At 61.7% G+C, this 22555-nt stretch carries 27 protein-coding genes; 10 read left to right on the top strand and 17 right to left on the bottom strand.

The window, feature by feature from the left end; genetic code table 11:
* Nucleotides 1–27 precede the first annotated feature (27 nt).
* The 4 genes from ACSQ3L_RS17005 to ACSQ3L_RS17020 all read left to right on the top strand — a co-directional run bounded on the left by ACSQ3L_RS17005 (nt 28) and on the right by ACSQ3L_RS17020 (nt 3123).
* Nucleotides 28–372: a peptidase inhibitor family I36 protein gene (locus ACSQ3L_RS17005; RefSeq protein ID WP_436161009.1), complete on the top strand. Its 345-nt coding sequence runs from the start codon at nt 28–30 to the stop codon at nt 370–372.
* Between the two features lie 132 nt (nt 373–504).
* On the top strand, nt 505–1455 hold the full coding sequence (locus ACSQ3L_RS17010) for an ABC transporter substrate-binding protein (RefSeq protein WP_436161010.1): 951 nt from the start codon (nt 505–507) through the stop codon (nt 1453–1455).
* Nucleotides 1456–1561: 106 nt separating this feature from the next.
* The gene (locus tag ACSQ3L_RS17015) at nt 1562–2335 is read left to right on the top strand and encodes an ABC transporter permease (protein ID WP_436161011.1); all 774 of its coding nucleotides are present in this window, start codon (nt 1562–1564) and stop codon (nt 2333–2335) included.
* Nucleotides 2332–3123 (top strand): ABC transporter ATP-binding protein, encoded by a 792-nt coding sequence (locus ACSQ3L_RS17020; protein ID WP_436161012.1) that lies wholly within the window; start codon nt 2332–2334, stop codon nt 3121–3123. The genes ACSQ3L_RS17015 and ACSQ3L_RS17020 overlap by 4 nt, the downstream gene beginning before the upstream one ends.
* Before the next feature lie 19 nt (nt 3124–3142).
* Here the strand turns inward: ACSQ3L_RS17020 and ACSQ3L_RS17025 are convergent, their stop codons facing one another.
* From ACSQ3L_RS17025 to ACSQ3L_RS17035, 3 genes are all read right to left on the bottom strand, one after another.
* Nucleotides 3143–4081, bottom strand: a complete 939-nt coding sequence (locus tag ACSQ3L_RS17025) for a GlxA family transcriptional regulator (RefSeq protein WP_436161013.1) — start codon at nt 4079–4081, stop codon at nt 3143–3145.
* A gap of 345 nt (nt 4082–4426) precedes the next feature.
* On the bottom strand, nt 4427–4561 hold the full coding sequence (locus tag ACSQ3L_RS17030) for a hypothetical protein (RefSeq protein WP_013531161.1): 135 nt from the start codon (nt 4559–4561) through the stop codon (nt 4427–4429).
* A 339-nt stretch (nt 4562–4900) separates the two neighbouring features.
* Complete coding sequence (locus tag ACSQ3L_RS17035; protein WP_032930657.1) at nt 4901–5086, bottom strand: hypothetical protein; 186 nt, start codon at nt 5084–5086, stop codon at nt 4901–4903.
* Between the two features lie 216 nt (nt 5087–5302).
* Here ACSQ3L_RS17035 and ACSQ3L_RS17040 point away from each other — a divergent pair, with 216 nt between their 5' ends.
* Nucleotides 5303–6202 (top strand): LysR substrate-binding domain-containing protein, encoded by a 900-nt coding sequence (locus ACSQ3L_RS17040; RefSeq protein WP_127258510.1) that lies wholly within the window; start codon nt 5303–5305, stop codon nt 6200–6202.
* A 34-nt stretch (nt 6203–6236) separates the two neighbouring features.
* Here ACSQ3L_RS17040 and ACSQ3L_RS17045 read toward each other — a convergent pair whose 3' ends face one another.
* The 11 genes from ACSQ3L_RS17045 to ACSQ3L_RS17095 form a co-directional block, all read right to left on the bottom strand.
* Nucleotides 6237–7190 (bottom strand): alpha/beta hydrolase, encoded by a 954-nt coding sequence (locus tag ACSQ3L_RS17045; protein ID WP_436161014.1) that lies wholly within the window; start codon nt 7188–7190, stop codon nt 6237–6239.
* A gap of 233 nt (nt 7191–7423) precedes the next feature.
* Nucleotides 7424–7609: a hypothetical protein gene (locus tag ACSQ3L_RS17050; protein ID WP_056596339.1), complete on the bottom strand. Its 186-nt coding sequence runs from the start codon at nt 7607–7609 to the stop codon at nt 7424–7426.
* A gap of 184 nt (nt 7610–7793) precedes the next feature.
* Nucleotides 7794–9884, bottom strand: a complete 2091-nt coding sequence (locus ACSQ3L_RS17055) for an ASKHA domain-containing protein (protein ID WP_436161015.1) — start codon at nt 9882–9884, stop codon at nt 7794–7796.
* Between the two features lie 10 nt (nt 9885–9894).
* Nucleotides 9895–10869 (bottom strand): methyltetrahydrofolate cobalamin methyltransferase, encoded by a 975-nt coding sequence (locus tag ACSQ3L_RS17060; RefSeq protein ID WP_436161016.1) that lies wholly within the window; start codon nt 10867–10869, stop codon nt 9895–9897.
* Between the two features lie 81 nt (nt 10870–10950).
* The gene (locus ACSQ3L_RS17065; RefSeq protein WP_436161017.1) at nt 10951–12042 is read right to left on the bottom strand and encodes a methylenetetrahydrofolate reductase; all 1092 of its coding nucleotides are present in this window, start codon (nt 12040–12042) and stop codon (nt 10951–10953) included.
* Nucleotides 12039–12677, bottom strand: a complete 639-nt coding sequence (locus tag ACSQ3L_RS17070; protein WP_436161018.1) for a methylenetetrahydrofolate reductase C-terminal domain-containing protein — start codon at nt 12675–12677, stop codon at nt 12039–12041. The genes ACSQ3L_RS17065 and ACSQ3L_RS17070 overlap by 4 nt, the downstream gene beginning before the upstream one ends.
* Nucleotides 12670–12972: a virulence factor gene (locus ACSQ3L_RS17075; RefSeq protein ID WP_436161019.1), complete on the bottom strand. Its 303-nt coding sequence runs from the start codon at nt 12970–12972 to the stop codon at nt 12670–12672. Before ACSQ3L_RS17075 ends, ACSQ3L_RS17070 begins: the two co-directional genes overlap by 8 nt.
* Before the next feature lie 240 nt (nt 12973–13212).
* Nucleotides 13213–13728, bottom strand: a complete 516-nt coding sequence (locus ACSQ3L_RS17080; protein WP_436161020.1) for a GNAT family N-acetyltransferase — start codon at nt 13726–13728, stop codon at nt 13213–13215.
* Entirely contained in the window at nt 13716–13982 is a 267-nt protein-coding gene (locus ACSQ3L_RS17085) for a DUF1778 domain-containing protein (RefSeq protein ID WP_436161021.1), read from the bottom strand. Before ACSQ3L_RS17085 ends, ACSQ3L_RS17080 begins: the two co-directional genes overlap by 13 nt.
* A gap of 55 nt (nt 13983–14037) precedes the next feature.
* Nucleotides 14038–14817 (bottom strand): formyl transferase, encoded by a 780-nt coding sequence (locus ACSQ3L_RS17090; protein WP_436161022.1) that lies wholly within the window; start codon nt 14815–14817, stop codon nt 14038–14040.
* A 94-nt stretch (nt 14818–14911) separates the two neighbouring features.
* Entirely contained in the window at nt 14912–15487 is a 576-nt protein-coding gene (locus tag ACSQ3L_RS17095; RefSeq protein ID WP_436161023.1) for a DUF4893 domain-containing protein, read from the bottom strand.
* Between the two features lie 281 nt (nt 15488–15768).
* On the opposite strand from ACSQ3L_RS17095, the gene ACSQ3L_RS17100 reads away from it, so the two are divergent.
* Nucleotides 15769–16701: a DUF4274 domain-containing protein gene (locus tag ACSQ3L_RS17100; protein ID WP_436161024.1), complete on the top strand. Its 933-nt coding sequence runs from the start codon at nt 15769–15771 to the stop codon at nt 16699–16701.
* A 24-nt stretch (nt 16702–16725) separates the two neighbouring features.
* Here the strand turns inward: ACSQ3L_RS17100 and ACSQ3L_RS17105 are convergent, their stop codons facing one another.
* Nucleotides 16726–17367, bottom strand: coding sequence for a DUF1638 domain-containing protein (locus tag ACSQ3L_RS17105; RefSeq protein ID WP_436161025.1), 642 nt, complete (start codon nt 17365–17367; stop codon nt 16726–16728).
* Nucleotides 17368–17431: 64 nt separating this feature from the next.
* Between ACSQ3L_RS17105 and ACSQ3L_RS17110 the strand changes: the two genes are divergently transcribed.
* Complete coding sequence (locus ACSQ3L_RS17110) at nt 17432–17572, top strand: entericidin A/B family lipoprotein (RefSeq protein ID WP_013531174.1); 141 nt, start codon at nt 17432–17434, stop codon at nt 17570–17572.
* Nucleotides 17573–17660: 88 nt separating this feature from the next.
* On the opposite strand, the gene ACSQ3L_RS17115 is transcribed toward ACSQ3L_RS17110, so the two are convergent.
* Nucleotides 17661–18359, bottom strand: a complete 699-nt coding sequence (locus ACSQ3L_RS17115; protein WP_027029468.1) for a corrinoid protein — start codon at nt 18357–18359, stop codon at nt 17661–17663.
* A gap of 275 nt (nt 18360–18634) precedes the next feature.
* Here ACSQ3L_RS17115 and ACSQ3L_RS17120 point away from each other — a divergent pair, with 275 nt between their 5' ends.
* From ACSQ3L_RS17120 to ACSQ3L_RS17130, 3 genes are all read left to right on the top strand, one after another.
* Entirely contained in the window at nt 18635–20209 is a 1575-nt protein-coding gene (locus ACSQ3L_RS17120; protein ID WP_024501311.1) for a trimethylamine methyltransferase family protein, read from the top strand.
* A gap of 89 nt (nt 20210–20298) precedes the next feature.
* Nucleotides 20299–20979 (top strand): hypothetical protein, encoded by a 681-nt coding sequence (locus ACSQ3L_RS17125; RefSeq protein WP_436161026.1) that lies wholly within the window; start codon nt 20299–20301, stop codon nt 20977–20979.
* A 106-nt stretch (nt 20980–21085) separates the two neighbouring features.
* Nucleotides 21086–21823 (top strand): dienelactone hydrolase family protein, encoded by a 738-nt coding sequence (locus tag ACSQ3L_RS17130; RefSeq protein ID WP_436161027.1) that lies wholly within the window; start codon nt 21086–21088, stop codon nt 21821–21823.
* A gap of 75 nt (nt 21824–21898) precedes the next feature.
* On the opposite strand, the gene ACSQ3L_RS17135 is transcribed toward ACSQ3L_RS17130, so the two are convergent.
* The gene (locus ACSQ3L_RS17135; protein ID WP_436161028.1) at nt 21899–22456 is read right to left on the bottom strand and encodes a DUF308 domain-containing protein; all 558 of its coding nucleotides are present in this window, start codon (nt 22454–22456) and stop codon (nt 21899–21901) included.
* Between the last annotated feature and the right edge of the window lie 99 nt (nt 22457–22555).

Here is a 22555-nt window from a genome sequence, read left to right on the forward strand (position 1 = left end):
CCGCGGTCAAACCGGAGGAAACATCAGATGAAAAGCCTTGCCATCCTGACCGCCGTCGCGTCGGTGCTTTTTGCCGACGCCGCAGGCGCCCAATACAGGGACGAGCCCGCCTGCATCATGTTCGAGCATGCGAATTTTCGCGGGCGGTCCATCGGTATGGAGGCCGATGACTCCGTAAACTTTCGTGGCGGCCAATTCTGGAATGACCGCGTGTCTTCGGTGATCGTGAGCCGGGGTTGCACGCTCATTGCCTATGAGGACTCTCGGATGGGCGGCCGCTCTATCGAGATCCGGCGCAGGATCCGCAATTTCGGCGGCAGCGACTGGAACGACCGTATCTCGTCGGCGGAGTGCACCTGCGACGACTATTGAAGCCACGCCGGGATTTCTGATGGCCGCCGATCCGGTGCCTGTCGCCGCGATACGCTTCACCATCCTGTTCATTGACAAGCCGATTGGTGTCTGTGAGACAATTTGCTCACAGAAAACAAAAGGGGAACTGACATGACCAGGATCGCCGTTCTTGCTGCAACATTGACACTTGCCGCCGGTCTGTCCGCACCGGCGATGGCCGCCACCTCGGTCACCATCGGCATCAGCGGCTGGACAGGCTTCGCGCCGCTGACGCTTGCCAAGCAGGCGGGCATCTTCGAGAAACACGGGCTCGACGTGACCTTGAAGAAGGTGCCGCAAGCGAGCCGGCCGCTCGCCATCGCCAGCGGCGACCTGCAATGCGCGGCCACCACGGTCGAGACCTGGCTGGTGTGGAACGCCAGCGGCGTCACCACCAAGCAGATCTTCCAACTCGACAAATCCTATGGCGCCGACGGCATCGTCGCCCGCAACGACATCAAGACCGTCGCCGATCTCAAGGGCAAGAATGTCGCGTCCTCGGCGCCGGGCACGTCGCCCTACTTCATGCTCGCCTGGGTGCTGAACAAGAACGGCATGTCGACCAAGGATGTGACGGTCGTCAATCTTGAGCCGGACGCGGCGGCACAAGCCTTCCTCGCCGGGCAGAACGACGCCGCCGTCACCTACGAACCGTTCATCTCGGCGGTGCGCGACAAGTCCGATCAGGGCCATATCCTGGCGACGACACTCGACTACCCGATGGTGCTGGACACGGTCGGCTGCACGCCCGAATTCCTCAAAGCCAATCCCGATGCCGCCAAGGCGCTCGCGGACAGCTATTTCGAGGCGCTCGACCTGATCAAGAGCGATCCGCAGAAATCCTACGAGACTATGGGCGCCGACGTGAAGCAGTCGGCCAAGGAGTTCGAGGATTCGGCGAAATACCTGAAATGGGCCGACAAGGCCGAGAACAAGCAGTTCTTCACCAAGGAATTCCAGGATTTTTCCAAGACCGCCGGCGAACTGCTGCTACAGATGGGACTGATCAAGGAAGCGCCCGACGTCAACACATTGGCCGACACCAGCGCGGTGTCGAACTGACACTCCGGCCTTGGCCATCATGCGGCGGCGCCTGGCGCTGCCGCCTTCTCCTGGACAAACCGCGATTTGAGCATGGGGACCATTTGAAAATGGGGACGGTTTGACGATGCGCCCCTTGCATCCGGTCTCGCCCGGTATCCGAACCGTGCTCGGCATTTCCTTCTTCGTGCTTTTCGTGGCCTTCTGGGCGTGGATCACCCTCGGCGGCCACGTCAACCGTATCTTCCTCGCCGATCCGCTGTCGATGCTGCGGGATGGCTGGCGGCTGCTGGTCGAGGACCGTTTCTGGCTCGATGTTCTGATCACCATCTGGCGCGTCTTCGGCGGCTTCCTGCTTGCCTCGGTCATGGCGGTGCCGCTTGGCATCGCGATGGGCGCCTGGAAGCCGGTGGAGGCGTTTCTGGAGCCTTTTGTCTCCTTCGCCCGCTACCTGCCGGCCTCGGCTTTCATCCCGCTGCTCATCCTGTGGGCGGGCATCGGCGAGCTGGAAAAGCTGCTCGTCATCTTCGTCGGCTCGGTGTTCCAGATCATCTTGATCATCGCGGTCAAGGTCGGCAGTACACGGCGCGATCTGGTCGAGGCTGCCTACACGCTGGGCTCCACCAACAACGGCATCATCAGACGGGTGATCATGCCAGCCAATGCGCCCGAGATCGCCGAGACGTTGCGGCTGGTGCTCGGCTGGGCCTGGACCTATGTCATCGTCGCGGAGCTGATCGGCTCGTCATCCGGCATCGGCTACATGATCATCAGCAGTCAGTCGCGGCTGGCGACGGGTCAGATCATCTTCGGCATCATCGTCATCGGGCTGATCGGGCTGTTGTCCGACTTCGCCTTCAAGGCCTTCAACCGCTGGCTCTTTCCGTGGAGCCTGGCGTGAACAAGCTTCTCATCGAGGGCGTTTCGCGCACCTTCGCCGGCGTGCGCGGCGGTCAGCCGGTCAAGGCGCTGATGCCGATCGACCTGGCGGTCGCCGCCAACGACTTCATCACCATTCTGGGACCCTCCGGCTGCGGGAAGTCGACACTGCTCAGGATTGTCGCCGGCCTGGAAGCGCCGAGCGAGGGCCGTGTGCTGCTGGACGGCAAGGCGGTGATCCGGCCGGGGCCGGATCGCGGCATGGTCTTTCAGTCCTACACGCTGTTCCCGTGGCTGACGGTGGCGCAGAACATCGCTTTCGGCTTGCGCGAACGCGGCATGGCCGAAAAGGAGCGGGACGGGATAGTTGCTTCCTATGTCGATCTTGTCGGACTGAAGGGGTTCGAGAACCATTGGCCGAAGCAGCTCTCCGGCGGCATGCAGCAACGCACGGCGATCGCACGGGCGCTGGCCAACGATCCGGAGATCCTGTTGCTGGATGAGCCGTTCGGTGCGCTCGACAACCAGACTCGCGGGCTGATGCAGGAGCTTTTGCTCGGCATCTGGGAACGGCGCAAGAAGACGGTGCTGTTCGTTACCCACGACATCGAGGAAGCCATCTTCATGGCCTCGCGCGTGATCGTGATGACGGCGCGGCCCGGCAGCGTCAAGTCGGATGTCGGCATCGACCTGCCGCATCCGCGCCACTACACGCTGAAGACCAGCCCGGAATTCTCGGCGCTGAAGGCGCGGCTGACGGAGGATATCCGCGTCGAAGCGATGCGCACGGCGCAGGGGCAGACGGCCTAAGCTACTCTGATGTGCTGTATCAAGCCGCCAGCAGTTGCTTGCGGTCGACGCGCTCCTGCTGTGGCGAGCGGGCGTAGAGCTCGCGGTAGCATTTGGAGAAATGCGAGGCCGAGACGAAGCCGCAGGCGACCGCCACCTCGACCACCGGCATCGACGACTGGATCAGCAGATGTCGGGCGCGGTCGAGCCGGATTTCGAGATAGTAGCGGGCAGGGGAGCGTCCCATCTCGGTGCGGAACAGCCGCTCGATCTGACGGCGCGACAGGTCGACATGGTCGGCGATCTCGATCAGCGACAGCGGCTCGGACAGGTTTGCCTCCATCAACTCGATGATGGTCAGCACTTTCGAGTTCTGGACGCCCAGGCGGGCGCGCAGCGGCAGGCGCTGGCGGTCGGTTGGACTGCGCACGCGGTCGGTCAGCACCTGCTCGCAGACGCGGTTGACGAGGTTCTCGTCAAAGTCGTCGCCGATCAGCTTCAGCATCATGTCGAGTGCGGCGGTGCCGCCGGCGCAGGTGTAGATGTTCTGGTCGATTTCGAAGAGGTCGGCAAAGACATTGGCCTTCGGGAACGCCTCGGAAAACCCCGGCAGGTTCTCCCAATGGATGGCGCAGCGCTTGTTGGACAATAGGCCGGCGGCGGCAAGGATATGCGCCCCGGTGCACAGGCCGCCGACGGCGACGCCGCGATTGTACTCCTCGCGCAGCCAGGCGAAGGCCGATTTGTTCTGGTAGCGTTCGACATCGATACCGCTGCAGACGATGGCCATGTTCGGCCGGTCGGGACCCGCCATCTTCTTGCGCTCATCCTCCAGCGAGGTGTTGACCGCGCATTCGACGCCGTTCGAGGCGCGCACCGGCTTGCCGTCGATGCTGGCGAGGCGCCAGCGATAGGCCTCGTAGCCGAGCATGCGATTGGCCGAGCGCAGCGGGTCGAGCGCCGTCGCAAAAGCGATCATTGTGAAATCGGGAATAAGGAAGAATACAAACGATCGCTTGATCGGATGCTTTACGGCGTTCAAGGGAACCTCACACAGCCATGGCGCGAACAGGATGTCGCGAATAGCATAGCGTCATCAGGAAAAACCATGTTTGTCAATCGGCTACGCCGCTATGGCAGAATTATATTTGCGACATTGGTCGCAAATGGGCAATCGGCATGCAGTGAGCCCAGAAAGTGGCATCCAGCTGTTCAGAGGACAGGCAATTTGCACCCTGCGGCGAAACAAAAACGCCGCTCTGGCTGGAGCCAGGCGGCGTTACAGTCTCAAGACAGCGGCAGGGAAGCGCTGCTCTAAAAATCTTCAGGCGACGAAGCCGAGGCGTGCCGCATTCATGGCGCCGGTCTGGCCGGGCATGGTGTTGGCGAGGCGCTGGCGCTCGAGAGCGGTGGTCAGGTTCATTTCACGGCGGGCGAAAAGGCGTGCAAAAAGCTTCATGATCATCTCCATTCGGTTGCTCAGACGGGTCGCCTTCGCTTGATGGAGTGGGGCAGCTCGTTTGCTGACGGTCATATAGGCTTGTGTGGGCAGAAACTAAATCGCAAAAGCGAACCGCTTGATATGAAATGCGACATCGATTGCGACAGATTTGGGCAAGGTGCCCAAAATTTACGATTATTTACAAGGCATTAATTGAAAATAGGAGCTGCTATGCGGCTTTCTCATATGCGTCATGCGCTGGCGACATGGCACCAAAACTCATTTGAATACAAATAAAACAGAGAAGGCCTGCCGGGCGGTTCGCGCGGCAGGCCTTCAGCACATGGTACACACGATTTACTTTGCTCCAGCCCAGGATCCGACGCCATTGCGAGTACCGGTCTTGGTGTCGGAAGCTTCAGGCCAGCCGATATCCTTCTGCAGTTCGATCGGCAGGGAGCGGATAGCGCGTTCAGTCTGGTAGCGGGCACGGGCCGCGCTGAATTCGGTCGCGATGCGACCAAGGGACGACAGGATAGACATTTCATTCTCCTTTGGTGGCTGGCGGGTGCCAGACAGCGCGTTGGTTAAGTCTGTTTCAACTTCATTTCGCGTCGAATGCAGGTCTGTGTCGGGAGCGTTTCATGGCTGCTTGTGGCAGCAACCTGCTTCGATGGAGTTGACTATCCTCCCAATCTGATGTTCAATCAAACGAAATGGAATGATGCTTTGTATCAGAAAAATTGAAGGTCGGTTCCCATGAACGCCCCGCTCAATCATCCGCTGCCGCTGCTCGATCTCGACGTTTTGCGCACTTTCGTGGCAATTGCGGAGACCGGCAGCTTCACCACCGCCGCCAATGCCGTCTACCGCACGCCGTCTGCCGTCTCCATGCAGATCAAGAAGCTCGAGGACATTCTCGGCCGCTCGGTGTTCGCGCGCGACGCGCGCTCGGTGTCGCTGACCACGGACGGCGAAATGCTGCTCGGCTATGCCCGCCGGCTGCTGTCGATCAACCGCGAGGTGGTGTCGAAGTTCATCATTCCTGAGATTGTCGGGGTGGTGCGGCTTGGTTCGCCGGACGATTACGGCGAGCGCGTGCTGCCGCATGTGCTGAAGCGTTTCGCGCAGTCGCATCCGTCGATCGCCGTCGACGTCACCATCGACCAGAGCAGCAATCTGCGCCGGCGCATGGACGACCGGGCGCTCGACATCACGCTGTTGACCAATTCCTACAAGACCAGCGCTCTCGGCGCCGAGGTGCTGCTCACCGAGCCGATCGTCTGGGCCGGCGCCAAGGGCGGCTGCGCGCATCTGCGCGAGCCCTTGCCGGTGTCGCTGTGGGAAGAGGGCTGCGCCTGGCGGGCAGGCGCGCTCGATGCGCTTGGCCGCGAGGGCCGCAACTACCGCATCGCCTATATGAGCGCGCACACGGCCGGCCAGCGCGCCGCGATCATGTCCGATCTCGCCGTGGCGCCGCTGCCGAAGTCGTTCCTCGGCAACGACATGGTCGAGCTCTGCCCGAAGGACGGCATGCCCGACATCGGCACCTACAATCTGGCGATGGTGGTGGCGCCGGACGCCAGCGCGCCGGTCAAGGCAGTCGCCGACCATATCCGCGCGACGTTTGAAGTGTTCCGGGAGACCGGCAAGTTCTGATCCGCCAGCAGGGGCCGATCCAGAATAGGAAGCGCTACTCCGCCGCCTCGGCGGAGGGTGCTTCGAATATGGTTCTCGTGTCTTGCCTGATCGGCGAGCGGCTCTCGCTGAGAAACGCGACAATGTGCTGACGGGCGCGGCGCGATTCCGGCATGTCGATCAACGGCCAGACGTGGAACATGCCTTCCTCATGGACGATATCGACCTCGACGCCGGCGACACGCGCCTTCTCCGCGAAGATCAGATTGTCGGGGGTTAGAAGATCGCGCGAGCCGGTCAACAGCAGCGTTTTCGGCAGCACCGACAGATCGCCGTAGACCGGGCTGATGTGCCAGTCGCTGCGGTCGATGCCGGCGCTGTACATCCGGATCGCTTCAAGTCCACCGGGAATGCCGAGCCACGGGTCGTTGCGTTCGGCCTCGAACAGCTTTGGATTGGAAAGCGACATATCGAGGCCCGGCGAAATGAGTACATGCCGCGACGGCAGGGGCAGGCCGTCTTCGGCGGCCATCATGGTCAGCACCACGGCCATGTTGCCGCCAGCGGAATCGCCCATGAAGACGATGTCTTCGGCTTCCGTCTCGGCGAGCATCTGCCGGTAGACATCGCCAACCATGCCAAACATGGCGTGGAAATCGTGTTCGGGGGCGATGGGGTAGATCGGCACGGTGATACCGTAGCCCAGCCGGTCCGCCATCTCGGCGATCAGGTGCCAATGATACGGCGTGATTTCAAAGACATAGGCGCCACCGTGCAGGTAGAGAATCCGCTTCTGCTCGCCGTCTCTCGGAGCGATTTCGTAGACCGGAAAGCCGTCTACGGTGTGTGTCTGGATGTCGAGACGCTGATGCAGCGAGGCAGGCGGCCGGTGGTTCTCGGTCTTGCGCGCTGCAGCGATCCAGCGCTGCAGGTTTTCCGGGCTGGCAAACGCCTGCTTGCGGCTGTGCCGCAGGACGAAAGACACGACATGGCTTTTCAAACTTGGCATGCGGATACACGAACTTCGGCCAAAGCCGACTAAGAGAACCCCCAATATCTTCGAAGATCGTGCCGTGGCCGAAAATGTCAAGATTTACGCCGCGCCTACACGGTGGTGTGATCCGCGCGGTGATGGTCAGCGGTGCGGTAAAAGTGCGGCACGCAGCCGGTTGCTGGTGGTCGCCGGCGGCATGCGACGTCCCCGGCGCATGCCGAGCAGTTTGCATTTGTCGGCGAAGGTCATCAGCGCGCGGCGCTCCAGATGGCGCTGGTGAGGGACGCCTTTTCGCTGGATCGCGGTGACACCGGCCAGCCGATATCCTTCTGGATCTCAGGCGGCAGGCTGTTCAACAGGCGCCGCGCCTTGCTGCGGTCGTGAGCATTCTTGATGGCCGCGCCATAGCGACCCAGGCTTTCGAGCATCGACATCGTTGTCTCCCTTGGAGCGTTGCAGCGGCTGAAAGCGATCTTCTGCCTGCCGTTCGATGCCGGTTGAATGCGCTTGCCATGTATCTGGCGGATTTCACGAAAACAGGATTTCGGTTTCCGGATCGGGCGATCCGGAAACATTTGCATGCAAACGAGTTTGGAAAGGCGGTGGCCTGGCGACCGCTTATTCCCGCCCGCGCCTGGCGGCGTGGCCTTCGCGCGAACGCCGGCGCGGGGTGGCGTCTCCGGCAACACCATCTTCGCTGACCGTCTTGCGCGGCGGCAGTTTCACCGCCGCCGACAGTTTCGGGAACGGATCGACCTTGTTGGGGAGCGCCATGGCGTAGACGAAATGCTCCTGGAATTTGGGTTCCAGCGCCGTCTCGATCTTCTCGATCTTGCTGACGGTGTCCTCGATCTCGCGGCGATAGCCGCGATTGAGCAGCGCCATGCGCGCGCCGGCACCGGCGGCGTTGCCGACAGCGGAAACCTTGTCGAGGTCGCAATCCGGGATCAGGCCGAGCACCATGGCGTATTTCGGATCGATGAAGGAGCCGAAGGCGCCGGCGAAGTGGATGCGATCGACATGCTCGGTGTTCTGCTTTTCCATCAACAGCTTGGTGCCGGCATAAAGCGCCGCCTTGGCAAGCTGAATGGCGCGCACATCGGTCTGGGTGATGGTGATCTTCGGCCCATCTTCCTTCAATGCGGCGGAGCCTTCCTTCAGCACGTAGGAGAAGGTGCGGCCGTTGGCGGTGACGCGCGGCGAGCGGGCCGAAAGTCCGCCGTCGATGACACCGTCCTCGGAAATGATGCCGGCGAGATACATCTCGGCCACCACTTCGATGATGCCGGAGCCGCAGATGCCGGTGACGCCGGTCGCCTGGACGCTCTCCAGGAAGCCCGGCTCATCGGACCACAGTTCCGAGCCGATGACGCGGTATTTCGGCTCCAGCGTGTCGGGATCGATGCGCACGCGCTCGATGGCGCCCGGGGCGGCGCGCTGGCCGCCGGAGATTTCGGCGCCCTCGAAGGCCGGGCCGGTGGGAGATGAAGCAGCCACGACCCGCGCACGATTGCCGAGCACGATCTCGGCATTGGTGCCGACATCGACGATCAGCATCATCTCGTCCTGGCGATGCGGGCCTTCCGACAGCGTCACCGCCGCAGCGTCGGCGCCGACATGGCCGGCGATGCAAGGCAGCATGTAGAGCCTGGCGCCCTGGTTGAGCTTCAGGCCGATGTCGGATGCCTTGATGTGCACGGCGCCCGAAACAGCCAGCGCGAACGGCGCGCCGCCAAGCTCGGTCGGATCGATGCCGAGGAACAGATGGTGCATGATCGGATTGCCGACGAAGACGGAATCCAGGATGTCGTTGCGCTGCACATTGCCTTCGGCGCAGACCTTGTCGACCAGGCCCGAGATCGCCTCGCGCACGGCAACCGTCATGCCTTCGCGCCCGTCCGGATTCATCATCACATAGGAGACGCGGCTCATCAGATCCTCGCCGAAGCGGATCTGCGGGTTCGACGTGCCGGACGAGGCGGCGACGCGGCCCGACAGCAGCGATACCAGATGCATGGCGATGGTGGTCGAGCCGATGTCGCAGGCGAGCCCATAGGCCTCGTTCTTGAGGCCGGGCCACAGTGCCACGACGCGCGCTGTCTCGCTGTCGGCGTCCTTGTAGATGGCGGCGGTCGCGGTCCAGTTGCCCTTGCGCAGGATGCTTTGCACCTGCGGCAAGAGATAAAAATCGAAATCGAGGCTTTTCAGACCCCAGTCGTGCATCAGCGCGATCTTCAGCCGGTCGAGATCGCCGAGTGGCTTGTGCATGTCGGGTTCTTCGATCTCGACATAGCACATGCGGATCGCCGCATCACGAGCGATGACCCTGGTGTCGGCATCCTTGCGGATGGTCTGCGCGTTGATGACGGTGTCCTGCGGCACGTCGATGACGAGGTCGCCGAGGATTTGCGCCGAGCAGGAGAGGCGGCGCCGTTCGGGCAGGCCGCGCACGCGCTCATAGCGCTCTTCCTTGGCGCCCTTGGGCGTGATGTGGTCGTTGGAGGAGATGATCTTGTGCTTGGCGAAATTGCCTTCCTGCACTTCGATCTGGCAGCGTCCGCAGGTTGCGCGTCCGCCGCAGACGCTTTCGACATAGACGCCGAGCTGGCGCGCGGCATCGAGCACCGGCGTTCCAACCGGAAAACGCCCGCGCTTGCCGGACGGCATGAACAGCACGAGCGGGTCGGTGATGTTTGCGGGTGAATTCACGATTGCGCGCTTATCCTCGGCTCATCCGGGCTTCACGGCCGCCACGGCGGCGGCCACCGTTGTTGGCGCCTTCGCCCGGCGCGTTGACCTGCGTTGGTGCGGCGACCGCCTGGCCGCCTTCGGCCGGCTTGTAATCCTTGTAGGTGCGGATCCAGTTGGTGCAATTCTCGTCGGTGCCGTTCAGCACATTGGCGCCGCGCACGGCTTCCATTTCCTGCGGACGCACCGGGTTCATGATCGCCGATGTCATGCCGGCGCCGATCACCATCGGGATGAAGGCAGCGTTGATGCCATGGCGGTGCGGCAGGCCGAACGAGATGTTGGACAGCCCGCAAGTGGTGTTGACCTTGAGCTCTTCGCGCAGGCGGCGCAGCAGCGCGAAGACCTGGCGACCGGCATCGCCCAGCGCGCCAATCGGCATGACCAGCGGATCGACGACGACGTCATGCGCCGGAATGCCGAAATCGGCGCACCGCTCGACGATCTTCTTGGCGACGGCGAAGCGCACGTCCGGGTCCATCGAAATGCCGGTCTCGTCGTTGGAGATGGCAACGACGGGCACGTTGTATTTCTTGACCAGCGGCAGGATGGCTTCGAGCTTTTCTTCCTCGCCGGTGACGGAGTTGACCAGCGGACGGCCCTTGGCGACCTTCAGCGCTGCCTCGATCGCGGCGGTGACGGAGCTGTCGATCGACAGCGGCAGGTCGACCAAGCCCTGCACGATCTCCAGCGTCTGCACCAAAAGACCAGGTTCGGTCTCGTTCGGGTTGACCGAGGTGACGCCGGCATTGACGTCGAGCATGGTGGCGCCACAGGCTGCCTGCTCCAATGCGTCCCTGATGACGGTCTCGAAATTGCCCGCGATCATCTCGGCGGCCAGCTTCTTGCGGCCGGTTGGGTTGATGCGTTCACCGATCACGCAGAACGGCTGGTCGAAGCCGATGATGATTTCTCGTGTCGCCGAGGCGACGATGGTACGGGTCATGAATTCTCTCCGCCGTGATATAAAGATTTCTTTATATCGTTGTCTGGTTTCGTTCAAGCGAATGGATGGCCGTCCGCGCCGTCAGTGCGCGGTCTTCACCATGTCCACCTGCGTTTCGGTAATGTCGTCGTGGAGTATGTGCTCGAGCCGGTCGGCGACCATCTGGTCGTCGCGACGTATCTCGCGTTTCCATGGCTGGCGGCCCTTCAGCACGCCCGATTCATCGACGATCTCGGCAACATACTCCTCTTGCCGGTAGGCCATCACGTGAACGCCGGAAACGCCTGATATTTCCTTCACCTCGTTGATGATGTCGATGCAGAGCTGCTTGCCTTCTTTCTTTTGGTCCTGCGCGCCTTCCAGCCGCTTGATGACAGAATCGGGAATATGGATGCCCGGTACGTTCGAGCGGATCCACTTGGCCGTCTTGGCGGAGGCGAGCGGTCCGACACCAACCAGGATGAAGCATTTTTCGGTGTAGCCGAGGTCGCGCACCTTCTGCATGTAGGTGCGGAACATCGGCACGTCGAAGCAATACTGGCTCTGCACGAATTGCGCACCGGCGGCGATCTTCTTACCCAGCCGATGCGGACGGAAGTCGATCGGCGGCGCGAAGGGATTGATCGCAGCACCCAGGAAAAGCTGCGGCGGCGTCGTTAGCTTGCGGCCGGACAGGAACTTGCCGTTGTCGCGCATGATGCGGCAGGTTTCCAACAGCGACATGCAGTCGAGGTCGAACACCGGCTTGGCACCGGGCTGGTCGCCAGCCTGGACGCCGTCGCCGGTGAGACACAGCATGTTGGCCACGCCCATCGCAGCCCCGCCCAGCACGTCGCCTTGAATGGCGATGCGGTTCTTGTCGCGGCAAGCGATCTGCATGATCGGCGCATAGCCCATGCGGGTCAGCAAAGCACAGATGCCGACCGACGACATGTGGCAGTTGGCGCCGGAAGCGTCGACGGCGTTGATGGCGTCGACCCAGCCGTCGAAAATCTTGGCCCTGTTGTAGACGTCTTCGGGATCGGCGCTGTCGGGCGGGTTGAGCTCGGTGGTGACGGCGAATTCGCCTCGCCGCAGGACGCGTTCCAGCCGGCCGCGCGAGGTGTGGCCGGGCAGGGGCTCGAGCGGCAGATGGATGCCGGCCGGGTTCTCGTCGAGCTGGCGGCCGATCATGCCGACGCCCCGGTGTTGGCCGTCGCATTCTTGGCTGCAGCGGCCGCTTCGCGCGCGGCTGCCGCCTGCGCGGTCACCCGCAGCCAGGCCGAGGTTTCGCGCAGCGACTGGTCGACCGGCTTCTGCACCGTCAAGATCCTGTCGCCGTGCACCATGTTCTGCGAGCCTTCCCAGGCCTTGACCCAGACGCAGGGCATATCAGGCTCGACCTCGCAATTGCCGTTGGCGCGCACGCCGCCGCAGGGGCCGTTGCGCAATTGCTTGGGGCAGTTCATCGGGCATGACATGCCGGTCGAGGACAAAATGCACTGGCCGCACATGCGGCAGTCGAACATGAAGCCCTTGACGCGCTTCTCGACGAATTTGATCGGTCCTTCGACGCGGCCGTAGCCAATGCCCTTCCACAAGGGATGGAGGAGCAGGAACATGTCGGCGAATTTGGCGTAAAACCATTCGAGTAGCCGCGAATGCCGGACCGACCAAAGCCGGACCGCGAAGGAACGCTGGACGCGCCGCTGCGGCGACACGTCGGCCGGCTTGTAGTCGGATTTCGGCGCTGCCTTCTTGACCAGAGTGGCCTGGGTAACCGGCTGGACAACCCTTTGGCCATCCTTGGCAGGAATGGTTTCAGACATTTTCTTTGCCGCCCGCCTTGACCAGAGCGACCAGCCGCTCGCGGTCGTATTTCGTGTCGATGTCGTTGAACGCCTTCTCGACCTCGGCTTCGAGGTCATCGCCGACCGCAACGGGATCGGCCTTGCGCCATTCGGCCAGGTAATCGTCGGTGCCGCCGGCGCCGGTGCGCATGGCGCACATGTCGATCGCTTCGGTGAAGCGCAGCGGCAGTTCGCGCTTGGCGTTCTGCCGGCCCTTCTTGACAATGATCTGGGCAGGGATGTCACGCCAGTAGACAACGATCAGATCGGCCATGAATGCTCACTCCTCGATCTGCGAGCATTGCCGGAAGCGCAGTGGGGCCGCTTGTTATGGGACGACGCGCGCGCATTCAAAAGCGACGCATTTGGATGTCGTAAAATGAAAGGCGAATCTTTGATCCCGCTATGGGCCGCGATAGCCCGGGATGAACGGTCGAAGTCGCCGACACGCTTCTTGTGGGGGTGAGCGTAACCGCGCGTTCCGGCTATCGAATGGATAACCGATCTTCGGCGGCTATTTGTCTCCGAAGCCGCTCTGTTTCAAATCGGCGATGCGGACGATCATGCTTCGTTTCGGGTCGAATGGGAGATCTTCAAAGTTGAAACCGCGATAGAAGCCTCTCACGGCCTCGTCGAGCGGGTGTGTGAGGACACCGAAGCAGCCGATTTCGCTTGAGAATCGAACCGCGGTCCTGAATGCGAACAGGAGAAGCGAGCGTCCACAGCCATGACCTTGATGCCGGCGATCTACAGCAAGTTGGCAGAGCAATACGATAGGAATGGGATCGGGGCGATTGCGTTGCGCCGATTTCGCAAGATGTGCCCGCTCGATCTGACCGGCACTCAAGGCAACATAGGCGGCAATAACACCAGTCGTGGAATCAAGAATAATGCTGGTTCGTGAAATCCCATCCTGCTGATTGCGCCAGGCATGACGGCGGAGCCAGTTGTTGAGCGACTCGCGGCCGCAGTCAAAGCCCTCTCTGTCGTCATCGGCGCCAAGAGGCCGGGGAGGCGTCAGTCCTGCCATACGGGCCGTGACGCAGCGAGCCTTCGCAGCCCAGGAAGAGCCTTCGGGGGAGACTTTGCCCACTCCTCGAACTTTTCCCAATCGGCAGCCGGGATCGTCACGACACGTCCGTTCAGCACCTCCATTTCGGCGGCTTCGACGGCCTTGCGGCGGATGAAGTCGCTGAGATTGGTGTTCGCTTGGTGGGCGGCGGCTTCAAGGATTTCACGTTCGTCGGAGGTGACGCGGACGCTTAAGGGGGCCATGTTGGACATCGGCAAACTCGCTTTCTGTAGGACAATAGCATACAGGGCGTCCGATTGACAGCACCTACCATACGCCACGGCGCATGCCGGTCCAGAGATAGAACCAGATCGTCGGGTGATACCATTGTTGCGATGGCAGGCCCGGGTCGATGGTGGTGAGTTTTCCGGCCAGCACGTCGCTGACCGCTTCGACGCAGATGTCGCGCGAGAACGCGGCCTGGCGAAGCGCATAGCTGGAAATGGTGTCGCCGCGTTTTGGCTGACCGCGCACCTGTTTCAGCACCGCGCCCGTATCGACGCCGGCATCGACCAGATGAACCGTGGTGCCGAAATTCCGCGGATCGCCTGACGTCAGCGCCCAGTAGCCGCCATTCATGCCGCGGTATTTCGGCGTGATGCCGGCATGATAGTTGAGCACCGGGCAAGGCATCCGGGCCAGCATGTCCTTCGACAAAAGCCTGCAGCCGTTAAGCAGGACAACGCCAGGCTGGATCTTCTCGATCGCCTCGAGGCACTCCGGCCCGTTGGCCGAGGCGACATGGATGATTTCCTGGTCCCGCCGCGGATCGACCTCGAGCTTCTCTTCGGCAATCAGCCGTGCGGCATGGCTGGCGAGAAGCCGTTTGCCCAGCCTGCTGAGCACCATCGTGCCAAGTTGGCCGATGGCCTGTAACCAGCCTTGGCGGCGAGCCCGGCCACGAAGCAATTGCTTTTTGGATTCAGGCGTTTCGAGGACGACGCTGACAGGGCCGACGCGATCTGCGATCGCGTTGACGATAGCCCAGACATGCTGGCCCCCGCCGGTGACGACCACGATCCGCGTACTAGATGCTGATGCTGCCATGGATCTTGCCCCCTCCAAGCAACCCGTTCTCGACAATGATCGGGATGCTAGGGCGTTCGGGTTAATCCTTGGTGATCAGCTCTTCGATACACGGTCAGCGCCTGAATTCGATGATGTCGAGCTTCGATTCGTAATAGGGCGCCGGGAATTCGATGCGCCATTCCTTGGCGCTGTTGCGGAAGGCGTAGCCGACCTGGTCGGTCCGCGGGCCGCTGCCATAGGGCTTTGCCGGATCGTTGTTGACATAGAAGGAACCGAGATAGATCGCGCGTTTCTCGCCATCGTCGAAGAAACGGCCCTTGGTGCGCTGTGAGCCGCTGATCTTTTCGAGCCGCCAGCCGGAACCGTCATCGGTCACCTTGCACTTGAACCAGCCATAGATGACGAGCGGCAAAGGTCCGCCGGCCTTGATGGTGCGGCACTGCCAGTTGCCGGTCAGGCCCTTGTTGGAAAAGGCCACCAGCGGTTTTGCCAGCAAGGCGTCGAGTTGCCTGATCTCGGCGGGGTCGCCCGCTTTCGCCTCGGCGAGTGCTGCCTTTCGCGTCTCGCCGTATTTGTCGAGCCTCGCCTTGTCGGCTGGGGTGATGAGTTTCTGCACCTCGCCATCGGCGAGTGCGGGAGCAGCAGCGAAGATGGCGAAAGCGGCGAGGGTGATTGCTGGTAGTTTCATGAATTTCTCCTGTTACCGCATCAGCCGACCGGCAAACGACGCTCTTATGACCGCACGCTTCTACTGGAAACCTTGAGCGGGCAAGATTCGGCCGTTGCCGGCGTTCCGACAATTCACCAACGTCGCTAACCATTCTTCAAGTGGCATCGTTTAGAGCTACAAAGCAATGTATCAGCGCGGCGGACGTCGCGTAACAAAGTCGAAGTCAGTGCCGATCGATACCGGCAGGCTGGGCTCCGACCTGCCTTAAGAGTGTTGCAACGACGTTTGAGGACCAACTCGTGCTGAGCAATGCACCAACCGCACGCGACGCCCTGACAGTCCAGATCGAGATGCATGCCGTCCTGAGCCACGGGCACACGAAGTTATTCGCCACCTTGGACTGGAGAAGGCTTCTCGGTGCATTTGCCCGGGAACTCAACATGTCGGTGGATTCCAGTGCAGCAGCAAACACCTTCATCACAGCGCTTCGGCTCGGTTCCGACATGGCGGCCGTGCGACTCAAAGCCCTCTCTGATCTCTACTTCCATCTCGATGCGCTGACTGAGCCTGAGGTCGCGGAGCGAATCGCCTGCCAACCTGCCGAAATCCAGGCTAAGCTGCCGACCTGGTTGAAAGAAATGCAGGACGAACGAAATACGAGGGCAGCCATACAAACGGCCTGGGAGTCTGAGGACAAGCTTATGGCCATCTGGTTATCGGCGAAGTCGGCCCGCGTCGACATCCCCGGCAAAAATCTGGTCAACTGGCTCGCGCAACAGACACCGGACACTTGGCACGCGGTGTTGAGCAATTGGAACTACGATTTCGGCATCCAACCTTTGCGCTGGGTTGTTTGGCAGCCCCAATGCGATCAGGCGACTGCGGCCGATATCTTCTTTGCAGATGCGCTCAATTGGGTTGGATACCCGACCCTTGAAAGCGTTCCGAGGGCCTATCGAAAGGCCTGGTTGCTCTGCAAAGCAATTGCCCGCAACTGGTCGCGTGGGCGTTACAAGAGCGCGGAACTGAACTCACGCCATGACCTGGAGACCGTGAAGCGATATCAACGTGCGGTTGCCTCGATCGTTGCTGACGGTGGGAGACTGCCGTTCAAGATGCCTGACGAGGCTTGTCGCATCTTCGAGGGCCGCAGATCGGTTTCCCATTACACGTCGATGGACGGCGAAATCCTGTATTCGTTTGACGCATGGAAAGAGCGAAACAGGGAATGACCACTTTCGCCCCGAGGTGGAAATTCAAGTAGGACCGCTCACGACCTTTGCCGCGTGCGCCATTCCGGCCGTCAGGTCGCCATAGCCCGTCGCGCGGCGTTCATAGACGAGACCGAGCATTTTCGCGGCCTTTTCGGCGACCTTGTCGAGTTCCGGATCGTTGGTCTGGGCGAGGTAGATCAGCTTCTCGTAGTTGCCGAAATAGTCCTTGATCAGCTCCGGGTGCTTGTCGAGGCCGAGCGGCTTCATGAAGAAGGCGTCGAACTGCCGGCACAGGAAGTCGGTCATGTAGAACGACATCATGTCATCGTCGGCGATTTTCGCGTAGGCCTCCATGCCTTGATAGAAGGCGAAGCAGTGCGGGCCGACCATACGCTCGACGCCATGCTTCTCGCAGATACGATCGAGCAGTCCGCCAGTGCCGCAATCGGCATAGCCGACGAAGATGTTGGTATAACCTTCCGCCTTGGCGTTTTCGATCGCCTTGTCCATGGCCGGTGCGATGCGATCCGGATAGAAATGGAATTCCGCCGGCAGGCAGGTCAGGTCGAGGTGATCCAGTCCGAGCTGTTCCTTGACGGCCAGAACTTCGCGCGCAATCATCCCACAGGCGATGACGAGCAGCCTGTCGTCTTGATTCGGTTTCGTTTTTTGCGTCTTGGCCATGGAACCCGTCGAGCCGGCCTTCGTTGCTGTGGCGCTAATTTATCTATTGAGGGAGACACCGTTCATGAAACTGCTACGCATCACGCCGATTGCCATCCTGGCCTGCGCCTTGGCCCTTGCGGCTTGCGCGAACACCGTCCGTGGCGTCGGCAGGGACGTCAAATCGACGGCCAAGGCGGTCGAGGACACCGTCACCAAGCCCTGATCCGCGCGCAGCCACCTTCATCATCTGGGAACAAAAAAGCCGCGCTACAAGGCGCGGCTTTTCCTGTTGTCCTTGCAGGATTGGCCAATCAGGCCGAAGCGCGCACATTGTGCTTGCGCTTCATGAAGTCCTTGGCGGTCTCGACCGCCACCGCGGCGTCGCGGCAATAGGCGTCGGCGCCGACGGCCTTGCCGAATTCCTCGTTCAGCGGCGCGCCGCCGACCAGCACGACATAGTCGTCGCGGATACCCTTTTCCTTCATCGTGTCGATGACGACCTTCATGTAGGGCATGGTCGTGGTCAGCAGTGCCGACATGCCGATGATGTCGGGCTGGTGCTGTTCGATCGCATCGAGATATTTCTCGACCGCATTGTTGATGCCGAGGTCGATGACATCGAAGCCGGCACCCTCCATCATCATGCCGACGAGGTTCTTGCCGATGTCGTGGATGTCGCCCTTGACGGTGCCGATCACCATCTTGCCCTGCTTCGGCGCGCCGGTGGCGGCGAGCAGCGGGCGCAGGATGAACATGCCGGCCTTCATGGCGTTGGCGGACAACAGCACTTCGGGAACGAACAGGATGCCGTCGCGGAAATCCTCGCCGACGATGCGCATGCCTTCGACCAGCGCCTCGGTGAGCACCTTGTAGGGTACCCAGCCGCGCTCGAGCAGGATGTTGGTGCCTTCCTCGATTTCTTCCTTCAGCCCGTCATAGAGGTCGTCGTGCATCTGCTGCACCAACTCGTCGTCGGAAAGTTCGGAAAGGATGATCTCGTCGTCGGACATTTGTATCGAGCTCCTGCCGGCATCGCGACCATGTCGCAAAGCACACAATATTCGCGTTCATACCTAACCCGCTGAGGGCATGTATCCATAGCTGATTTGCGACTTCCCGCAAAAGGAAAGCGACCGTAACTCTCTTGGAATTCTTGTCGATTTTGCGACAGGCATTGGCGCTGGCGGGCCGTTTCGAATAGGGTGCGTGGCTACGATCTGGCGAGAAGCGGTGAGAGGCAGCCGCTACGGATTCCAGACAAGAACAGATTCAGGGAAGAACCACCATGAGCGAACACGCGGCAGTCGATCAGGAAGCGTCAAACGCGCGACGTGGGCGCGGCGCCAGCGGCGGGGCTGCTGCCCGGCGGGCAGCACGTTCGGGCGGCGGTCCGGGCACGCAGCTCACCTACATCAAGCGCAAGATCAATGTTTATGAGGTGCTGGACGAAGAAGGCCTGGCGCTGATCGAGAAGAACACCGACACGGTGCTCGAGGAAATCGGTATCATCTTCCGTGATGACGCCGAAGCGCTGCAATTGTGGAAAGAAGCCGGCGCCGACGTCAAGGGCGAGCGCGTGCACTTTCCGAAGGGGCTTTGCCGTTCGCTGCTCAAGACCGCCCCGTCCGTCTACACCCAGCACGCCCGCAATTCCGAGCGCTCGGTGCAGATCGGCGGCAATGCCACCGTGTTCGCGCCGGTCTATGGCCCGCCCTTCGTGCGTGACCTCGACGGTGTCAGGCGGTATGCGACGATCGAGGATTTCCAGAATTTCGTAAAGCTCGCCTATATGGCGCCGTCGATCCACCATTCGGGCGGCACGGTATGCGAGCCGGTCGATGTGCCGGTCAACAAACGCCACCTCGACATGATCTACAGCCACATCAAATATTCCGACAAGCCGTTCATGGGTTCGGTGACCGCGCCGGAGCGCGCCGAAGACACCGTCGCCATGGCCAAGATCGTGTTCGGCGACGATTTCGTCGAGAACAACACGGTGCTGACCAGCCTGATCAACGCCAACTCGCCGATGGTGTTCGACGAGACCATGCTCGGTGCGCTGAAAGTCTATGCGCGCCACAACCAGGCCTGCATCGTCACGCCGTTCATCCTTGCCGGTGCGATGAGCCCGGTGACGGTCGCCGGCACGCTGACGCAGGTTTTGGCCGAGGTGCTGGCCGGTGCGTCGTTCACGCAGCTGATCCGGCCTGGCGCGCCGGTGCTGTTCGGCACCTTCGCCTCATCGATCTCGATGCAGTCGGGCGCGCCGACCTTCGGCACGCCGGAACCCTCGCTGGTTTCCTACGGTGCCGCACAGCTGGCGCGCCGGCTCGGCCTGCCGTTCCGCACCGGCGGCTCGCTCTGCGCGTCCAAGGTTCCGGATGCGCAAGCGGCCTATGAGAGCGCCAACACGCTGAACTCGACCATCCTGGCCGGCACCAATTTCGTGCTGCATTCGGCCGGCTGGCTCGAGGGCGGGCTCGCCTCCTGCTACGAAAAGTTCATGATGGACATCGACCAGCTCGGCATGACCCAAAAATTCTCCGAAGGCGTCGACCTGTCGGAAAACGGCCAGGCGATGGATGCCATCCGCCAGGTTGGCCCGGGCAGCCACTATCTCGGCTGCGACCACACCCAGGCCAACTTCCAGACCGCCTTCTACCGCTCCAACATCGCCGACAACAATTCCTACGAGCAGTGGCTGGCCGAAGGCGAGAAGACCGCGCCGCAGCGTGCCAACGAACTCGCACGCCGCTGGCTGGAAAGCTACGAGGCGCCGCATCTCGATCCGAGCATCGACGAGGCCTTGAAAGACTTCATCGCCAAGAAGAAGGGGTCGATGCCCGACGCCTTCACTTGAAAGGAGCCCGAGTCAGGCGGGGCTAAAGTCGCCAACATCATCCACAAGGAAGTCTGGCGGAGCGCGTTCTCCGATCCGGTCGATAAGGAATGATTGCGCCTGCCGGCCGCGTTGACCGCATTGCCGCGGTGCTTCTCGCCCACGGTCTTATTCTTCGTGGCGGTTTCAATTTTGCACCAGATGAAGCGCCGACAACGGGCGCTTCGGCCAGATCTGTCCTGCTGGTGGGGCAGGCGGGTGCCGGGTCCTGGCCGCATTTCCTGCGCTGGTGGGAGAAGCAATTGGGGACCATCGCCAATCCGCTCGACACCTGGTCCCGCGAAGTGATCGGTGCCGTGGCGGAGACATTCGGGGCGCGGGCCGTTTCGCCTTCCGACAAGCCGTATCTACCGTTCCAGCAATGGGCAATGCGGGCGGAGGGGCTGAGGCCGTCGCCGCTCGGCATCCTCATGCATCCGCGATACGGGCTCTGGCATGCCTATCGCGGTGCCCTGCTGTTCGAGGACGAAATCGCGCTTCCGGAGCAGGGCGAGACAATCCACCTTTGCGACGCCTGTATCGAGAAACCCTGCCTGAAATCCTGTCCGGTCGACGCCTATTCCGCGCAGGGATTCGCCTATCAATCCTGCCTGGCGCATGTGCGAGGGGCGGATGGCGAACCGTGCCGGAGCGGCGGTTGCCTCGACCGCAACGCCCGTCCCTATGGCACCGACTATCGCTATCCGCCGGAGGTGCAGGCGTTTCACATGGCAGCATTCGCGGGCCTGTAAGTCCTCACGCAATCCTGAACGAAATGTTGACTGCCACGCTCGGGCAACGCCTTGCCCTGGCGGCTCGCGCGGATATCTATCGCGCATCAAACGAACGGAGCAGTCGATGACGAAACAGGACCTTCAGATCAAGACCAGGGACGGCGTTGCCAGAGCAGGGCTTTTCCGCTCCGCAAACGTATCTCCGGCAAAGGCCGGCGTCATTCTCTATCAGGACGCTTTCGGTCCGCGGCCGGCGCTCGACAGCATGGCCGAGCGGCTGGCGAATGAAGGTTATGCGGTGCTGGTGCCGGACCTGTTCTACCGCAATGCACCCTACGGGCCGTTCGAGGCCAAGACCGCCTTCGCCGAGGAAAAGACCAAGACGGCGCTGGTGGCGCTGGTCACCGGCACCTCGCAGGACATGACCATCAGCGACAGCGGCGCATTCCTCGACGCGCTTGCGGCGGAAGGCATCACAGGGCCGATCGGCACGGTCGGCTATTGCATGGGCGGCGGCCGGGCGCTGAACGCGGCTGCAACCTATCCCGACAGGATAAGGGCGGCGGCAAGCTTCCATGGCGGCAATCTGGCCAGCGATGCCGCCGACAGCCCGCATCGCAAGGCAGCCTCCATCAAGGCGCGTGTCTATGTCGGCACATCCGGCGTCGACAGGAGTTTCCCGCCGGAACAATCGGCACGACTGGCCGAGGCGCTCAGGGCCGCGGAAGTCGACCATGTCATCGAGAACTATGCCGGAATGGCGCATGGTTGGTGCGTTCCGGACCATAGCGTTTTCGATGCCGCGGGTGCCGAACGCCATTGGAAGCGGCTGACGACGCTGTTTGCCGAGACGCTGATCTAAGGTCAGATGTCGCACACAGGTCTCGACGGCGGCAGATGACTTTCTCCTGCCGCCGTCGCACCAGGCTGCGCCTAACTATGCGTCTGCCTTGCGATAGGCTGCGACGACAAGCCAAATAGCGGAAAGCAGAAAGTAGAACGCGCCGAACCCAGCATAGGGGGCGATGTCCAGAATCGTCGGCGCAACCATGCCGAGGGATAGGCTGATCATGAAGCCACCGGCGAGGGCCGATTGCGCGCCACTGAGGATCATCGGCCATTGCGCGCCATGGTAGCGCCAGCGCCTTGCTCCCGTAATCAGCTGCAGCAGACCAGAGAGGATCGCCCAAACCCCAAACACGGCCAGAACGGCATACATGCTGTTGCTGACCGCCACGGTGACGGCGAGCGCCGTCAGCGTGCTGACCACGACATTCAATGCCTGGGACGAGTTGGCTCTCAGGCCGCCATTTACCCTGAGGTCAACCAGATTGGCGAGGGCGTCCCATGCCGGATAGATCACGAGCAGAAGGGCGGTGGGGCCAGGTTGCCCGCCGAAGAGGATGGCGGCAGCAACCCAGGCGATAGAAAATATGGCGCGTCCGAAATAATAGGATCGCAGCCAGCTGGACGGGTTCGACGATTGGCTTTGCATTGGCAGGTTCCTTGTTGTTGCCTACCTATCAGTAGGAAGGTGGGGATTCTAAGTCAACCCGAAGCCCGAACACCTCTCTGTGAGAAGCAGGAACGATGC

The organism is Mesorhizobium sp. LjRoot246 (assembly GCF_964254115.1).
In the GTDB taxonomy this organism is placed as follows: Bacteria; Pseudomonadota; Alphaproteobacteria; order Rhizobiales; family Rhizobiaceae; genus Mesorhizobium.

Coding starts and splice junctions, on each gene's coding strand:
- ACSQ3L_RS17005 (WP_436161009.1), top strand. CDS start 28: ATGAAAAGCCTTGCCATCCTGACCGCCGTCGCGTCGGTGCTTTTTGCC.
- ACSQ3L_RS17010 (WP_436161010.1), top strand. CDS start 505: ATGACCAGGATCGCCGTTCTTGCTGCAACATTGACACTTGCCGCCGGT.
- ACSQ3L_RS17015 (WP_436161011.1), top strand. CDS start 1,562: ATGCGCCCCTTGCATCCGGTCTCGCCCGGTATCCGAACCGTGCTCGGC.
- ACSQ3L_RS17025 (WP_436161013.1), bottom strand. CDS start 4,081: ATGATCGCTTTTGCGACGGCGCTCGACCCGCTGCGCTCGGCCAATCGC.
- ACSQ3L_RS17030 (WP_013531161.1), bottom strand. CDS start 4,561: ATGAAGCTTTTTGCACGCCTTTTCGCCCGCCGTGAAATGAACCTGACC.
- ACSQ3L_RS17035 (WP_032930657.1), bottom strand. CDS start 5,086: ATGTCTATCCTGTCGTCCCTTGGTCGCATCGCGACCGAATTCAGCGCG.
- ACSQ3L_RS17040 (WP_127258510.1), top strand. CDS start 5,303: ATGAACGCCCCGCTCAATCATCCGCTGCCGCTGCTCGATCTCGACGTT.
- ACSQ3L_RS17045 (WP_436161014.1), bottom strand. CDS start 7,190: ATGCCAAGTTTGAAAAGCCATGTCGTGTCTTTCGTCCTGCGGCACAGC.
- ACSQ3L_RS17050 (WP_056596339.1), bottom strand. CDS start 7,609: ATGTCGATGCTCGAAAGCCTGGGTCGCTATGGCGCGGCCATCAAGAAT.
- ACSQ3L_RS17060 (WP_436161016.1), bottom strand. CDS start 10,869: ATGACCCGTACCATCGTCGCCTCGGCGACACGAGAAATCATCATCGGC.
- ACSQ3L_RS17065 (WP_436161017.1), bottom strand. CDS start 12,042: ATGATCGGCCGCCAGCTCGACGAGAACCCGGCCGGCATCCATCTGCCG.
- ACSQ3L_RS17070 (WP_436161018.1), bottom strand. CDS start 12,677: ATGTCTGAAACCATTCCTGCCAAGGATGGCCAAAGGGTTGTCCAGCCG.
- ACSQ3L_RS17075 (WP_436161019.1), bottom strand. CDS start 12,972: ATGGCCGATCTGATCGTTGTCTACTGGCGTGACATCCCTGCCCAGATC.
- ACSQ3L_RS17080 (WP_436161020.1), bottom strand. CDS start 13,728: ATGGCAGGACTGACGCCTCCCCGGCCTCTTGGCGCCGATGACGACAGA.
- ACSQ3L_RS17085 (WP_436161021.1), bottom strand. CDS start 13,982: ATGTCCAACATGGCCCCCTTAAGCGTCCGCGTCACCTCCGACGAACGT.
- ACSQ3L_RS17090 (WP_436161022.1), bottom strand. CDS start 14,817: ATGGCAGCATCAGCATCTAGTACGCGGATCGTGGTCGTCACCGGCGGG.
- ACSQ3L_RS17095 (WP_436161023.1), bottom strand. CDS start 15,487: ATGAAACTACCAGCAATCACCCTCGCCGCTTTCGCCATCTTCGCTGCT.
- ACSQ3L_RS17105 (WP_436161025.1), bottom strand. CDS start 17,367: ATGGCCAAGACGCAAAAAACGAAACCGAATCAAGACGACAGGCTGCTC.
- ACSQ3L_RS17110 (WP_013531174.1), top strand. CDS start 17,432: ATGAAACTGCTACGCATCACGCCGATTGCCATCCTGGCCTGCGCCTTG.
- ACSQ3L_RS17115 (WP_027029468.1), bottom strand. CDS start 18,359: ATGTCCGACGACGAGATCATCCTTTCCGAACTTTCCGACGACGAGTTG.
- ACSQ3L_RS17120 (WP_024501311.1), top strand. CDS start 18,635: ATGAGCGAACACGCGGCAGTCGATCAGGAAGCGTCAAACGCGCGACGT.
- ACSQ3L_RS17125 (WP_436161026.1), top strand. CDS start 20,299: ATGATTGCGCCTGCCGGCCGCGTTGACCGCATTGCCGCGGTGCTTCTC.
- ACSQ3L_RS17130 (WP_436161027.1), top strand. CDS start 21,086: ATGACGAAACAGGACCTTCAGATCAAGACCAGGGACGGCGTTGCCAGA.
- ACSQ3L_RS17135 (WP_436161028.1), bottom strand. CDS start 22,456: ATGCAAAGCCAATCGTCGAACCCGTCCAGCTGGCTGCGATCCTATTAT.